This window comes from Pseudomonas sp. B21-040 (assembly GCF_024748695.1).
Taxonomy (GTDB): Bacteria; Pseudomonadota; Gammaproteobacteria; order Pseudomonadales; family Pseudomonadaceae; genus Aquipseudomonas.
This window is the reverse complement of record NZ_CP087176.1, coordinates 4,819,401-4,833,606: the sequence shown is the minus strand read 5'-3', so window position 1 is coordinate 4,833,606 and position 14,206 is coordinate 4,819,401. Positions and strand designations below refer to the sequence as shown.

12 protein-coding genes and 1 pseudogene are annotated in these 14,206 nt (G+C 48.8%); 9 read left to right on the top strand and 4 right to left on the bottom strand.

The features are described from left to right. Positions 1 to 405 precede the first annotated feature (405 nt). The 9 genes from LOY55_RS22125 to LOY55_RS22085 all read left to right on the top strand — a co-directional run bounded on the left by LOY55_RS22125 (position 406) and on the right by LOY55_RS22085 (position 10,276). On the top strand, positions 406 to 1,428 hold the full coding sequence (locus LOY55_RS22125; RefSeq protein ID WP_258666731.1) for a glycosyltransferase: 1,023 nt from the start codon (positions 406 to 408) through the stop codon (positions 1,426 to 1,428). Next, on the top strand, positions 1,428 to 2,591 hold the full coding sequence (locus tag LOY55_RS22120) for an FAD-binding oxidoreductase (protein WP_258666729.1): 1,164 nt from the start codon (positions 1,428 to 1,430) through the stop codon (positions 2,589 to 2,591). Before LOY55_RS22125 ends, LOY55_RS22120 begins: the two co-directional genes overlap by 1 nt. Beyond that, entirely contained in the window at positions 2,588 to 3,376 is a 789-nt protein-coding gene (locus LOY55_RS22115) for a pyridine nucleotide transhydrogenase (RefSeq protein WP_258666726.1), read from the top strand. Before LOY55_RS22120 ends, LOY55_RS22115 begins: the two co-directional genes overlap by 4 nt. After that, complete coding sequence (locus tag LOY55_RS22110; protein WP_258666723.1) at positions 3,376 to 4,212, top strand: sugar phosphate isomerase/epimerase; 837 nt, start codon at positions 3,376 to 3,378, stop codon at positions 4,210 to 4,212. Before LOY55_RS22115 ends, LOY55_RS22110 begins: the two co-directional genes overlap by 1 nt. Continuing rightward, a complete protein-coding gene (locus LOY55_RS22105) occupies positions 4,209 to 4,565 on the top strand; it encodes an EamA family transporter (RefSeq protein WP_258666722.1) in 357 nt (118 codons plus the stop codon). Before LOY55_RS22110 ends, LOY55_RS22105 begins: the two co-directional genes overlap by 4 nt. A gap of 18 nt (positions 4,566 to 4,583) precedes the next feature. After that, positions 4,584 to 5,411 carry a glycosyltransferase family 2 protein gene (locus tag LOY55_RS22100; protein ID WP_258666718.1) on the top strand — a complete coding sequence of 276 codons (828 nt, stop codon included), beginning with the start codon at positions 4,584 to 4,586 and terminating at the stop codon, positions 5,409 to 5,411. 5 nt (positions 5,412 to 5,416) lie between these two features. Next, positions 5,417 to 7,225: a hypothetical protein gene (locus tag LOY55_RS22095; protein ID WP_258666715.1), complete on the top strand. Its 1,809-nt coding sequence runs from the start codon at positions 5,417 to 5,419 to the stop codon at positions 7,223 to 7,225. A gap of 608 nt (positions 7,226 to 7,833) precedes the next feature. Continuing rightward, positions 7,834 to 9,828, top strand: coding sequence for a nucleoside-diphosphate sugar epimerase/dehydratase (locus LOY55_RS22090; RefSeq protein WP_258666712.1), 1,995 nt, complete (start codon positions 7,834 to 7,836; stop codon positions 9,826 to 9,828). Between the two features lie 112 nt (positions 9,829 to 9,940). Then, positions 9,941 to 10,276, top strand: coding sequence for a helix-hairpin-helix domain-containing protein (locus LOY55_RS22085; RefSeq protein ID WP_258666709.1), 336 nt, complete (start codon positions 9,941 to 9,943; stop codon positions 10,274 to 10,276). Between the two features lie 191 nt (positions 10,277 to 10,467). On the opposite strand, the gene LOY55_RS22080 is transcribed toward LOY55_RS22085, so the two are convergent. The 4 genes and pseudogenes from LOY55_RS22080 to LOY55_RS22065 all read right to left on the bottom strand — a co-directional run. Further along, positions 10,468 to 10,728, bottom strand: a complete 261-nt coding sequence (locus tag LOY55_RS22080) for a DUF6429 family protein (protein ID WP_046027818.1) — start codon at positions 10,726 to 10,728, stop codon at positions 10,468 to 10,470. 69 nt (positions 10,729 to 10,797) lie between these two features. Next, complete coding sequence (gene tnpC, locus LOY55_RS22075) at positions 10,798 to 12,309, bottom strand: IS66 family transposase (protein ID WP_258666707.1); 1,512 nt, start codon at positions 12,307 to 12,309, stop codon at positions 10,798 to 10,800. Between the two features lie 18 nt (positions 12,310 to 12,327). Beyond that, positions 12,328 to 12,687, bottom strand: a complete 360-nt coding sequence (gene tnpB / locus LOY55_RS22070; protein ID WP_052966798.1) for an IS66 family insertion sequence element accessory protein TnpB — start codon at positions 12,685 to 12,687, stop codon at positions 12,328 to 12,330. A gap of 64 nt (positions 12,688 to 12,751) precedes the next feature. Beyond that, positions 12,752 to 14,011 (bottom strand): annotated as a pseudogene (locus LOY55_RS22065) (IS4 family transposase); the annotation flags it as partial. Positions 14,012 to 14,206 lie beyond the last annotated feature (195 nt).

Genomic DNA, 14,206 nt, shown 5'->3' with positions numbered 1-14,206 from the left:
GAGTTCTGGCTTGGTTAAATCAATGGAATCGACCTCTCATTATCGGTCCCCCGCGGCTGGTTCGCTCGTTCGTGGCCTAGCCTCTGACCTGAAGCTTTTTGTCTAGGTCACATTGTGGCAAAATAACGAGTATTTTCCTTGCAGGGACAAAAGGGCGCAGATCATGCAGTCAGCTGGGTTTAGTAGAGAATCAAGAGAGTGCGAGTGACGAAACTCAACTTATAGCCTGAAGCTTTCATACGGTTCTCGACTTTTCTTTGCAACTTTTGAAGTGCTACGCGAAGGCGCAGCGTACGTTAAACTAGCTAATCGTTTAGAGTTAAATTGGTTTTTGTATTTTGTTACCTGTCTGTAGAAGTACGCTGAAAACTCTACCGCCAGGCATCTTGTAGTCAGGAGATTTATATGAGTAGTTTCCCCGTGTTTCTATCCGTTGTATGTGTTTTACGCAACCAGGGCGAAAATCTTCAAAGTCTTCTTGAAGAAGCTACTGCTGCCATACGACCTCTTACCAGTGACTATGAACTGATTGTTATTGATAACGCTTCTGACGACGATAGCGTCCTTAGGTTAAAAGGGCTGACAGGGGAGTCAGGACTTCCAAATTTACAGATTTATGCGCTGACCAAGGAAGTGGATTGGGATACAGCTTCCTGGGTTGGACTCGAAAATGCTCTTGGTGACTTCGTTGCTGTAATCGACCCGTTAACTGACGATATACGCTATGTCGAAAAAATGCTCGATCATGCCGTCAGTGGTGCTGATGTAGTTTTCGCAAAAAATGAACAAAAGACTACTCAAACATTAGCTTATAGGTTTGCATATTCTATTTTTAATAAGATGTATAGCCGTTTCAATGGCGTTCATTTGGAAAATGAAGCTCCACAGTATCGCTTACTCAGTAAGCGAGTCATAAATTTTATATTGCAGCACCCTCAACCGGCTATTTCTTATAGGCACTTGCCCGCGACAGGTGGTTTTGTTCGTGTGAATCTCAGCTATCACTCTGTACCTAAGTCAAAAACGGTTAAGAGGCTAGCTGAAAGTGTCGATAGGGGAATGCGGTTATTGGTCTCTACAACAAGAGCTCCAATGCGACTAGTCACAACATTATCGATGTTTGGTGCTGTCGCGAACCTTTTTTACTCGGTGTATGTAGTTGCGATCGCACTGTTCAAATCCAACGTTGCCCCAGGGTGGATTAGTTTCTCACTACAACAATCAGGAATGTTTTTCTTGATTTCGTTGGTGCTACTTGTGTTGGGTGAGTACATATTAAATATGGTCAGCTTATCAAACGAGGGACCTCCTTATCATGTAGCCCAAGAGTTTACGAGCGCTTGCATGACCCGTAGGGAAAAGCTAAACATCGAAGAAGACAAGCCATTGAACGCTCGTCTTACCCCCGATGTGTCGGGGAATTTTTGATGCTGGAATTGACGCCTGATGTGGACGCAGTAGTGATCGGTGGGGGGTTTTATGGAACCGCCATTGCTGTCTACCTTGCAAAGCAAAGAGGCGTGAAAAATGTCTTGTTGGTTGAGCGTGAGGGCAAACTGTTAGCGCGGGCGTCATACAACAATCAAGCAAGAGTCCATAATGGTTACCACTATCCAAGAAGCTTTACGACCGCTTATCGTAGTCGCATAAATTTGCCAAAATTTTTGGCGGATTGGCCAAGCATTATTAACGGTGACTTTACCAAACTCTATGCAATTGCTCGGAGAAATTCGAAGGTTACCGCAAAACAGTTTGAAAGATTCTGTCGGGACATAGGTGCCGATTTTCGACCGGCGAAAGCTCAGTTTCGCAGCCTCTTTGAACCGCGATTAGTAGAAGATATATTTGAGGTTGAAGAGTATGCATTTGACTCTACTAAACTTGCGTCTTGGGCAAAGTCACAGCTCGCTAAGTATTCGGTTAATGTTAAACTAAGTACCAGAGTAACTTCAATCGGTAAAAAAACCGACGGGGTGCTGTGTGTCCGTACTCTAGATGGTGAAGGTATTCAGGCAGAAGTTTCCGCGAAATATATATTCAATTGTACATACAGTGGTTTGAATCAGATTAAGGGTGATTTTCCAGGAATCAGAAGCGGGTTGAAGCACGAGGTTACTGAGATGGCTTTAGTTAAGTTGTCCGGTGTATTGAGTGAAGTGGGTATTACCGTCATGGATGGTCCTTTTTTTTCGGTTATGCCGTTTCCTTCTCGATCGTTGCATACGTTATCTCATGTTCGTTATACCCCGCATTTTAACTGGGAAGATAGAGTGGGTTCAGATCCATATCTGCGATTACATGAGTATGAAAAGGCAACAAGAGTAGATCGTATGGTACGTGATGTAACCCGATATATTCCTAGTTTTAAATCTGCGACTTTTGTTGACTCGCTTTTCGAAGTTAAGACGGTATTGATGAAAAGTGAAGTGGATGATGGGCGTCCGATATTATTTGAAAAACATGCTGATATGCCAGGCTGCTTCTCAATTCTTGGCGGGAAAATAGACAATATCTATGACGTGCTCGAGAAGCTGGATTCCGAACAGTTTGATGTAAGCGATGCCTGTAGTCTTCGAGGTGTTAAAATATGAATAAAGCACTTATTGGCTTTTCCGGCTTTGTAGGGGGAACTCTGCTAAAGCAAACGTCGTTCACTCACCTTTACAGATCTACAAATATCGGTGAAATCCGTAACAAGTCGTTTGATACGGTGGTTTGTGCTGGTGCTCCTGCGCAAAAATGGGTTGCTAATCGTGACCCTGAAGCAGACCATCAAAAAATAGCTGAATTAATATCTCATTTGAAATCTATAACGTGTAAGCATTTTATTCTTATTAGTACCGTCGATGTGTTCAAAAATCCTGTAGGGGTCGATGAAGATACTATTGTTGATGTTGACGGGCTTCACGCGTACGGAAATAATCGTCGATTATTGGAAGAGTTTGTTGAGAACAATTTTTCTAATAGCCTAATCGTTCGGTTACCAGGTTTGGTAGGCCCCGGATTGAAAAAGAATGTGATTTTTGATTTTCTTCATGATAACAATGTCCATTCTGTTGATAGTCGGGGCATATTTCAGTTTTATCCTATGGTAAATCTCTGGCCCGATATCGAAATAGCGATGGGCTACAATCTGAAATTGATTCATCTTTCTGCCAGCCCTATTAGTGTTCAGGAAGTATCAGAGCTTGGTTTTGGAAAAAGCTTTGTGAATCGGATTGCTGATTTAACTGCTATCTATGATGTACAAACAAAACACGCTGGGTTATTTGGTGGAACTGGCAGATACCAGTACAGCCAACGCGAGACGGTGCAGGCAATTCGTGCTTATGCACAGTCGGAGCTACCGGTGTTGGTTAGCAAGGGAGTAGTTTGATGCGTCTAGCTATTTCAAATATAGCTTGGGATGTCTCAGAAGATAATTCAATCGCCGAGCTGTTAGTGCGTCATGAGATTGACGCTATTGATATTGCGCCAGGAAAGTACTTTCAATATCCGGAGCAGGCATCGGATACAGAGATACTTTTCGTCAAGGATTGGTGGTGCCAGCGTAATATTAAAATATCAGGGATGCAGGCTTTGTTGTTTGGTACAACAGGATTGAATGTCTTTGGATCCTCACATAGTCGAGATTGCCTGATAAAGCATATCGCTTCTGTTTGTAGAATTGGTGCAGGTATCGGAGCGAAACACCTGGTTTTCGGGTCTCCAAAGAATCGTGATCGATCTGGCATAAAAGATGATGCGGCTAGGCGAATCGCTGTTGATGTTTTTAAGGCCATGGGTGATGTTGCCGCGTCTCATGGGGTTACGGTATGCCTAGAGCCTAATCCCCCTTGTTACGGCGCGAACTTTATGACCACAAGCCTTGATACCGCGGACGTGGTTAGGGCTGTTGCTCATAAGAACATAAAAATGCAATTGGATATTGGGGCTTTGACTATAAATCAAGAGTCGGCTGCGGATATTCTCGAACATTGTGCAGAGCTCATTGGCCACGTGCATATTAGTGAGCCGAACTTGGTTCCCATCGGTGATCTAGACACCAAGCATGAAGACATTGCAGCCGCTGTCCTGAAGCACCTTCCTGATCATACATTGACTATTGAGATGCTTGCTACTACGCAGGAGTCCCATATTCAATCTGTGGAAAGAGCAATTAAGGTGGCTTCTAGCTACTATCGGGCTCCTAAAAAGGTACCCAAAAGATGAAATGGGCAATTCTCCTACTTGGAATTTTGGCAAATGCTTCGGCTAGTGTACTTGTTAAAATGGCCATGATGCCGCCAAGGAAATTTCCTTCCCTTAGTGATCCAATTGGGGCGCTTAGTAACATACCATTTTGGATAGGATTGTTTCTTTATGGTGCTGCCTTTTTATTATATGCGGCATCATTGTCACGACTACCATTGAATGTTGCTCACCCTGTTTTGACGGCTGGCGCTATTGCGACGGTCGCAGTTTTTTCCGCCTTTCTTTTTCACGAGACTTTTCATTGGACAACAATATTGGGAATTGTGATGGTTGTTGTCGGAGTTGGACTAATTACGGTTCGTGTTGTCTAAAAAATTTAGGTGAGTGATATGGGTTTAAAGATAGATGAAGTGCCAAGGGATCAGTGGCAGGTTCCTGAGTTTGTGTCAGAGTTTTTTCTCGGGAAATTGCATTCTTATTGCGTTGTGATCCCGGTTATAAATGAAGGTGATCGTATCAGGAGCTTGTTGGATAAAATGTTCGCTCTGCGTATTCATGAGCAGGCAGACATTATTATTGTAGATGGCGGAAGTACAGATGGTTCTTTAAAGCATGAAATATTGAAAGCGAAAGGTGTTCAAGGTCTGCTACGTAAAACAGGTCCGGGGAAACTTAGTTCTCAATTGCGCTGTGCTTACTCCTTCGCGCTCGATCAAGGCTACAAAGGGATTGTCAGTATCGACGGGAATGACAAAGATGACCCAGAAGCGATTCCCCGCTTTATACAAGAAATCGAGCGTGGGGTTGATTTTGTTCAGGCTTCTCGATTTGTATCCGGAGGAATTGCAGAAAACACTCCAAAAATCAGAGATCTTGCAATACGCCTTATTCATGCGCCTTTGTTAAGCTTAGCATCGGGTTTCAAATGGACTGATACAACCCAGGGTTTTCGAGGTTATAGCAAATCTTTATTGCTGGATCAGAGAGTCGCGCCGTTCAGGGACGTGTTTCTCGATTATGAATTGCTAGCTTATCTATCTTATCGGGCACCGTCGATTGGGTATAAGTGTTTAGAAATAGCAACGATTAGAAAATATCCCAAAGGCGAGGTTCCTACTAAGATATCTAGTATACGAGGGAATTACTCTCTGATGAAGGTTTTGATAAATGCTTGTCTGGGTAGATATAACCCAAGCAAACCAATGAACAAAGGTTGAGAAAAATGAATCGAGGCTTTGTTATCAAAGGTGGGTTTCTTTTTTTGTTCAGCCTGATTGTAGGGTGGGCGATTTATTCCCCGGGTTTTATGTCCGCCGATTCTTTCTCTCAGTATGATATCGCGCAGACCCATAATTATAGTGACTGGCATCCTCCGGTTATGTCTTGGGTTTGGTCAGGATTGAACCTCTTTTTTAACGGGCCTCAAGGTCTTCTATTCTTACATTTATCCTTATTATGCGCAGGGTTGTATCTGATTAATCTTTTTTTTTCGGGATACAGATATGCATGGGCAATTTGGATAGTTTTCTATTTGCCATGGGTCCTCAATTTTTCCGGAGTGCTTTGGAAAGATGTCGGTATGGCATTTTCGTTGTTGTTGGCTGTCGCCATTGGCATTCAGAAAAGAACGCTGGTTAATGTTTTTTTGTTTTTGTTGTTAATGTTTTATGCCATCAATCTTCGATATAACGGTATTTTCGCAGCGTTCCCATTGATGCTGATGGTAGTGAATGGGTGGTGGCCAAACTTAGCGTGGTGGCGGAATGTTTGTGTTTCCTTTTGTACTTTGATTTTTGTGGTTTTTATTGGGGGTTTATTTAATTATAACTATTTGGCTGCCGAAAAGACTAATCCGTCAAGTTATATGATGGTAGATGACCTTGCTTTTATGTCGATTAAGCAGGGTGTCAGTCTTATTCCTGATACCGAATTTGGGGATATTCTGCGCTGTGCAACCCAGGTCGTTGGGCAGGGTAAATTGGTCGGCCGAAGTTTTTGTCTTCCCGGCTCTGCGGATTCAAAAAGTGCCAATATTTATAATGAGAAGGTCAAAAAAGAATGGATTGCTCAGGTAACGACCCATCCTCTCGACTACTTACAATTTAGGTTGGCGGCTTTCTCATATTTAATTAGGTCACCCGGAATGATGCCTTATTTTATATGGCAACCCGGTGTGGACTCAAATTCAATGGGGATTGTTCGCGAAGCGAGCGACGCAACGTCCTTTGTTAATAGCTACGTATCGACATCGGCAGACTATTTTCCATTTTTGTTCAAGCCTTTTTGGTGGTTGTGGTTTGCTAGTATTCTATTAATAGCCAGTTTATACATGATGCGCTCTAGGGCGCGTGCTATTTCTCAAGCTCTGCTGTCGTCGGCAATATTTTATATATGCGGGTATGTGCCGCTAACTGCAATGGCGGATTTTCGATACGTTTATTGGAGTGTGCTGGCCACTACTGTTGCTTTCATTATTATGCTATTAGGCTGTAGGCTCAGAGTTGTTAAAGTGGGCCCTTGGATACATGCGGCTGGTTTGTTCATTGCTGTTTTAGGGACGATGCTAATCTTGAACTTCGATAAAATATTCTTTGTGAATACGGATGCTCTAGTCTTACGGAGTCTTTCTGATGCGCCCGTTTCGCTTAAGGAACCGAGTATCAGTTATCAGTTGGACAAGACATCGTCGAATAGCTACTCGGTAACAGGTATTGATCCAAAATTTATTTACAATATCACGCCAAATGATACTCGCACGGAAGGCCGTACACTCATTGCTTTTGACTTTGAATGTAAAGGCACCGGGGTAGAACCACGTATGCAAATTTTTTGGTGGGGCGGACAAAAAAGTGGTCCGGTCGAAGAAGACAGCATTATGTTGAGTTTGCATAAAGGTTTAAACTTGATTGCCATTCCTCAACTCAAGCAGTATCACGGGGAAGGTTTTTTGAAAGGTTTGAGATTTGACCTTTCTAATCCTGAGGCCTGCTCAAATATTTCGTTTTCTGGTTTGTCAGTTTATGGTATTTGATACTTTGCCTTTTCTTAGTGTTTTTATTTTAGGGTGAACTGATTAGGCAGTCACTGCCGAACGATATTCATCTTCAAGTTTTTCGGGCAGGCTCCTGATTGGTGGCGGGAACTTCCCGCATGATTCTTGTTTATCAATTGCTGAGTTAAAGGATATTTTTACTAATGAACTCAACATGCACATAGCGGCTTTTTGTAGTTGTTCCAATACCCCACATACAAGGATGCAATTCGATGCTGGATGCTGTGCTCCCGATCTTTCTGTGGAGTCAGCCGCCTAACAGCGCTGTCTTTGGGACCGACCGTGGCCTTACGGCGAGGAAGGCGTCATGCGCAAATCTGGCGGCATAGTCTCGTGCTAGAGCAGTAGCGACGATTTTTGTCGTTTGTATTATGGGATTGGCTTAGAATTTGATTTCGCTAGCCAAGGACAATCCCAGATTTCAACTGAAGGTGCTCGCGGAGCCCGGCCCGTTTGGTTCATTTTAGGTTTGGAGTGATGATCTGCACTGATTGGGCTCTCCGAATATCGTTTTCAGTTTCAGTTTCAGTTTCAGTTTCAGTTTCAGTTTCAGTTGAACGGAGCAAGCTGAGGTGGTTGAAAGGCATATGGATAGAGTGAGAGCTTTTTTGGTGGGGCTGCCTCGGCGGCAAAAACGGTTGATCCAGGTCTTTACGGACGTGCTGCTTGTCTGGGCCGCGTTGTGGCTGGCTTTTATTGTTCGCCTGGGTGTGGATGATATGTATAACCCTTTCAGGGTTCATTTCTGGCTTTTTATCAGCGCACCCGTCATCGCCATCCCTCTGTTTATCAGGTTCGGAATGTACCGGGCCGTTATGCGCTATTTCGGAAACGACGCCCTCGTTGCGATTATCAAGGCGGTCAGTCTTTCTTCCCTGATTCTCGCACTCGTAGTGTATTGGTACAGCAACCACGAAGCGGTTGTACCTCGCTCCATCATCTTCAATTATTGGTGGCTGAGCCTGGTTATTATCGGCGGCTTGCGCCTTTGCATGCGCCAGTATTTCGTGGGGGACTGGTTCTCCGCTGCCCAGCATGTCCCGTTCACCAGTCGTGATGACGGTTTGACTAAAGTCGCAATTTACGGCGCTGGGGTTGCAGGCAATCAGCTAGTAGCCGCGCTGCGCATGGGCCGGGTCATGCGTCCGGTCGCGTTTATCGATGACGATTCCAGCATTGCCGACCGCTCTATTTCCGGGCTGCAGGTTTACAAACCCAAGCATATCCAGCAGATGATCGACGTGACCGGTGCGCAGGAAATTCTGCTGGCGCTGCCATCTTCGACGCGAGCCAGGCGCCGGGAAATTCTCAATTTGCTGGAAGGTTACCCGCTGCATGTGCGCAGCGTGCCTAACTTCACCGATCTGGCCAGCGGCCGGGTGAAGGTTGAGGACATTCAGGAAGTGGACATCGCAGACCTGCTGGGACGCGATGCCGTGCCGGCGCAACCGGATCTGCTTGTACGTTGCATCAAAGGCAAGACGGTCATGGTCACCGGGGCCGGCGGTTCGATTGGTTCAGAGCTTTGCCGTCAGATCTTCTCGTTAAGACCGACCACGCTTCTACTGTTCGAACACAGCGAGTTCAACCTTTACAGCATTCTCTCGGAACTGGAACAGCGTGGCATTCGTGAGTCGGTATCGATCAAGTTGCTGCCGATTCTTGGTTCCATCCGTCATCAGCACAAACTTCTCGATGTCATGAAGACCTGGCACGTGGACACCGTCTATCACGCTGCCGCTTACAAGCATGTGCCGATGGTGGAACACAACATCGCCGAAGGCGTGCTGAACAATGTGATCGGGACACTCAATACAGCCCAGGCGGCATTGCAGTCGGGTGTTTCCAACTTCGTGCTGATCTCCACCGACAAGGCTGTTCGCCCTACCAATGTGATGGGCAGTACCAAGCGTCTTGCCGAGTTGACCCTTCAAGCCCTGAGCCGCGAAATCGCCCCCGTCCTGTTCGGCGACAAGGCTAATGTGTCACGCGTTAACAAAACCCGTTTCACCATGGTTCGTTTCGGCAACGTGCTGGGCTCGTCGGGTTCAGTCATTCCGCTGTTCCACCGCCAGATCAAGACCGGTGGCCCGTTGACGGTCACCCACCCGAAGATCACTCGTTATTTCATGACCATTCCCGAAGCCGCCCAATTGGTGATCCAGGCCGGTTCGATGGGGCAGGGTGGCGATGTGTTTGTCCTGGACATGGGCGAGCCGGTGAAGATTGTCGAACTGGCAGAGAAAATGATTCACCTGTCGGGTTTGAGCATTCGGTCGGAAAAAAATCCACAAGGCGACATCTCTATCGAATTTACCGGCCTGCGTCCCGGCGAGAAACTCTATGAGGAGTTGTTGATAGGTGACAACGTCGCGGCCACCCAGCACCCGATGATCATGAGTGCCAATGAAGACCATCTGCCCTGGGACGTCCTCAAGGGACGTTTAACGGAGTTATTGGTGGCAGTTGATCAGGACGACTACGCTCGCGTGCGTCAGCTCCTGCGCGAAACCGTCAGCGGATATACGCCTGACGGGGATATCGTCGACTGGATCTACCAGCAACGCCGCCTCGACCCCTGATTGTTTCACATCCTGTAACCGACACACTTTTGACAGTTCCATCCAATCGCCTAAGTTTAGAGGGCAGCTTCGGAAAAGCTGCTTTCTCAAACGATGTTATGGAGCTTCATCTATGCGTACTGGCTATTTTTACTCTCTGGTTTTTGCCCTGCTCACCAGCGTTTCTGTTGCCACAATTGCTGCGCCTGCGGCGAAACCCGAAGTGGGCAATGCACCTTCGGTGCTGGAAGTTTCCCCTAAGGCACAGTCCGGCAAAGTCGATCTCAATCAAGCCGATGCACCAACGTTGCAGCGTGAGCTGTCCGGTATCGGTGAGGCCAAAGCCAAGGCGATTGTTGCTTATCGTGAGAATAATGGGTCATTTTCGTCTGTAGACGAACTGCTTGAAGTGAAAGGGATAGGCAAAGCGATTCTGGACAAGAACCGCGAAAAGCTTCAGGTGAACTAAGCTTGTAACTCAACGCTAGGGGCCGGTCATTGACCGTAATGCTGTTCACTTAAGCGGAGCAGCCTTACGGTCCACCGGAAACCGGGTTTTTGAAATCTTCACCGTCCTTGGCCTTGAAGGCCTTGGGCGGTGATCCAGAAACAACGTATGCGATCCATAAACCCCACCTACCGTATGGCCGCGGTATGAAGTCAGATATCCGAGTCGGATACATGCTCCACTTGAGTTCTTACCCCAAACAACCGGTCGGCTATCTGCCGACCTCGCTCCAACCCTTCAGCCGTCAACCAAATCGATTTGTTCTTGTTCACCGGATTACTGATGAAACCATGTTCATGTAATCGGTTCATGGTCTCGAAGTCGAACCCTTTCCAAGCATTGCCGTTATCAAAGCTGAAGGTTGCCAACAGGGCAAGCACGGCTTCTTCAATCAGTTTATCGTCGTATTCCATGATCGTTGCTCCGTTCGTACTCTTTAAGCTCACCGTAAACCCCGCCAGCCATCAAGATAAATAGCGCGTTTAACTACGCGATACCGGCGAGCAGTTCCAGGGCAGTAAAGCTTCGTAATCCTCAACCGAAGAAGCCGTCGGCAGGCGCTCAAGTGCGTGGCGCAGCCACGCATAGGGCTCTTGGCCGTTGGCTTTGGCTGTCTCGACCAGGCTGTAAAGTTGGGCACTGGCCGTCGCGCCTTTGGACGTGTCGCTGAACAACCAGTTCTTCCTTCCGATCACGAAGGGCCTGATGGCGCGTTCGGCAGGGTTGTTGTCGATCGGCAAGTAGCCTTCCTCGACATACCGCGCAAGTTTGTTCCAGTTGTTGGCCAGATAACTGATGGCTTTGCCCAGGGCGTTCTGAGCTGTGACCTGAGGCTGTGTCTTTTCCATCCAGTTTTTCAACTGAGCCAGCACCGGCAGGCTGTGCGCGTGACGACCGGTTTTACGCTCGCCGTCGTTGCCGGCCTGTAGATCGCGTTCGATGCCATAAAGCTTGTTGATCAGGTTCAGCGCGATGTCGGCACGTCCCGTCTTGCCTTTGGGCTGCACTTTTTGCGCTTCGACGAATTTGCGCCGTGCATGCGCCCAGCAACCTAGACGTTCAACCCCGTCCTGCGCGCCCAGCGCGTTGTAACCGGCGTAATCATCGGTCATCACATATCCGCGATAGCCATCAAGCAGGCGCGTCGGCACCTCCTGCGCCCGGCTGGTGGAGTAGTCGAAAAGGATCACTGGCTTGTCGGGCGGGCCACCGGTTTGCACCCACATCCAGGACTGGCTGCTGGGTTCCCGATCCTGCTCTTTCAACACCTGCACGCGGGTTTCATCGCAGTGGATGATTCGGCTTTCCAGCAACTGGTCGCGCATTAAATTCAGCAGTGGCTGCAAGTGTTCGCCGCACTGGATAACCCAGCGGGCCAGGGTCTGGCGCGGGATATCGATGCCATGGCGGCCCAGCACTTTTTCGAAACGGTGAAGCGGTAAACCGTCCACGTATTTGGTGGTCAGCAGCATCGCCAGCACGCTTGGGCTGGCCATACTTTTTTCAATCAACTGAGCGGGCTTGTCCGCAGTGACCGGTGCCGTTTCATAGGCACGGCAACCGTAAACCTTACGGACGTGTTTGATCACGCGGATTTGCATCGGCACGATTTCAAGCTGCTCGCTGACCTCCTCGCCGATGGCGTGTTTGCGGCAGCCGCAGGCACAAGTCAGTTCACGCTCGGGCAGTTCGTGGATGATTTCGATACGGGGGAGATCGGCCGGCAGCGGCTTGCGGTTGCCACGCCGCTGGGTCGGCGCAACAGCCTCTTCTTCTGCGGCTTCATCAATGGGTTCGACGACGCTTTCCGCCTCATTGAACAGGGCCAACTGCGGCGTTGCCGGATCAGCCGTTTGCTCGGACTTGCGTCCGAACAGGCGCTGACGTAACAGCGCATTTTCTTCTTCGAGGAAACCGACTCTGGACTGCATCTTCGCAAGCATCTGCTTGAGCAATTCAGGATCATCGGGGAGGTTTTCGGGCATGGAAATCATGCCCTGGATTATACCGAATCAGGCCACGTATCGAGGCGTCAAAACCTGATGAGGACGGTTGCGCCACAGATCAAAACCATCAAGTAGCCAGTTCAGTTCCTGGACAGTCAGGATGATCGCTTCATCGTTGGCATCGGGCGATGTTTTAAATCGTTCGGATTCGAGGCGCTTGAGCCAAAGGCAGAAGCCGTTGCGTTCCCAATACAAAATCTTCACGCGGTTGCGTGGCTTGTTGAGGAAGACGAAAAGCACAGGGTCGAATACAGCGACTTTGATATCCAGTTCGACCAGCGCGGCAAGGCCATCAATGGATTTTCGAAAGTCCACGGGTTTGGGGTAGAGATAGACTTTTTCGACTTTGGCATCGGGTCGCATCATGGCGGGCTGGCTCCTGAGGGAATCGGGAGCAAAGCATCCGGGATCAACTAAGCGCTTTGAATGTGGGGTTCATGGAGCGCTTACGAAACAACCCTCCAACCCCCGCCCTCAATTCTGCCAATCGTCTCCCTGTGGCTGAAATCGGGTTGGCTGCTGCCATCACGATCAATTGAACAGCAATGTACTGGCAGGCCGGTTTGAAACGGATATCCGACGGTGCTCGACCAAATGCTACTGCCGCCTGACTGGCTTCCCGGCGAATGACGTTGTAAGCCAACAAAAGCCCCCACACCTCCTGATAGACCAAGTCGACTTTTTTGCTGCGCAGAGTCATTGCGTTCTGTTGCATCGAGCTCTTGATGTCCCTGAAGCCCAGCTCGATCTCCCAGCGTTCCTGATAAAGCTTGGCGACGGCCTTGGTGTTATAGGTATCGGCTGGCAACGACGTCATGACGGTCTTTAGCTTGCCCTGAATTTCATAGCTGACTTCACGCGCCTCCCAGTGCGTTGGAAGTGTCGGGTTTCGCTTCCTGGCCTGCGGCGAGACCTTCATGCGCAGCAGGCGATCATGCTCGCTGTAACGGGCTACTTCCTCACAGACCAGTCCCTTTTTTGCCGGGATCAACCAATGACGGTGGGTGCCGGCTCTGTTCAGGCTCGACAGCAGTTCGGCCCCCCAGAACCCTTTGTCGAACAGCGTCACGGAGTGGTCGGGGATCTGCTGTAGGAACTCATCGGCCAAGCGCATTTCACTGCGTCGGTAAGGGCTCAATTGAGCATCCAGGATCACGTGCGAGCGCACATTCATCAGCGCGACCAGACGCAGCATGGGGAACGGAGTCTGGCGGTCGCTCGGGGTGTTTCCCGACCCGAAGTGTTCTCGAAGCTCGGACGTATCCGGGGTACGTAAGAGTGCTCCATCCACTGCGAACACCTGCAGGTCGTGCCAGGCATCACCGTCATAGCGCTCCGCTCCCCATTGGGTCCCGGTCTTGCGGAATAACCACTCAACGGGGTCGGCACCGAGCCGTTTACGAGCTTCGGTTACACCGCTACGAGCCAATAAGTGGTCGGAGGCCAGGCCTTGGGCGCAAATGTTCAAGCGTCTGGCCACCTCGTGAACCGGCTCGTCACGAAACAGCGCCATGCCGAGCACCAGCCAAAGCACTTGATCAGCGGGCAGGCGCCGTCGGCGAATGGTGGCCTGACTGGATAGATCCAGCGCAGACGCTACCCACTCTATGGGGATGTTTTGGGTGAAGGTGCTCAGGTCGCAGAAGTTGAAAAGGTCGCCGAGGTCGAGCAGGTCCTGTTGAACAGACATAAAAAATCCGATGCCAGAGGTCTGGCATCGGATTTTCGGGGAAGCCCGGCTGGGACTCAAATACTTAAGTGAACAGCATTACGGTCATTGACCGGCCTTTTTGCTTGTGCGCCATGCATGGCGCGTTGCGCGTAAGCGCAACCAGCTTGGCTGTGGTGGCCACGCTGGTGACTTGGAGGTGCAAGTCCTCTACAC

What these genes read in the sequence shown, in the direction of transcription:
- LOY55_RS22125 (WP_258666731.1), top strand. Translation starts at nt 406, where the DNA reads ATGAGTAGTTTCCCCGTGTTTCTATCCGTTGTATGTGTTTTACGCAAC.
- LOY55_RS22120 (WP_258666729.1), top strand. Translation starts at nt 1,428, where the DNA reads ATGCTGGAATTGACGCCTGATGTGGACGCAGTAGTGATCGGTGGGGGG.
- LOY55_RS22115 (WP_258666726.1), top strand. Translation starts at nt 2,588, where the DNA reads ATGAATAAAGCACTTATTGGCTTTTCCGGCTTTGTAGGGGGAACTCTG.
- LOY55_RS22110 (WP_258666723.1), top strand. Translation starts at nt 3,376, where the DNA reads ATGCGTCTAGCTATTTCAAATATAGCTTGGGATGTCTCAGAAGATAAT.
- LOY55_RS22105 (WP_258666722.1), top strand. Translation starts at nt 4,209, where the DNA reads ATGAAATGGGCAATTCTCCTACTTGGAATTTTGGCAAATGCTTCGGCT.
- LOY55_RS22100 (WP_258666718.1), top strand. Translation starts at nt 4,584, where the DNA reads ATGGGTTTAAAGATAGATGAAGTGCCAAGGGATCAGTGGCAGGTTCCT.
- LOY55_RS22095 (WP_258666715.1), top strand. Translation starts at nt 5,417, where the DNA reads ATGAATCGAGGCTTTGTTATCAAAGGTGGGTTTCTTTTTTTGTTCAGC.
- LOY55_RS22090 (WP_258666712.1), top strand. Translation starts at nt 7,834, where the DNA reads ATGGATAGAGTGAGAGCTTTTTTGGTGGGGCTGCCTCGGCGGCAAAAA.
- LOY55_RS22085 (WP_258666709.1), top strand. Translation starts at nt 9,941, where the DNA reads ATGCGTACTGGCTATTTTTACTCTCTGGTTTTTGCCCTGCTCACCAGC.
- LOY55_RS22080 (WP_046027818.1), bottom strand. Translation starts at nt 10,728, where the DNA reads ATGGAATACGACGATAAACTGATTGAAGAAGCCGTGCTTGCCCTGTTG.
- tnpC (WP_258666707.1), bottom strand. Translation starts at nt 12,309, where the DNA reads ATGATTTCCATGCCCGAAAACCTCCCCGATGATCCTGAATTGCTCAAG.
- tnpB (WP_052966798.1), bottom strand. Translation starts at nt 12,687, where the DNA reads ATGATGCGACCCGATGCCAAAGTCGAAAAAGTCTATCTCTACCCCAAA.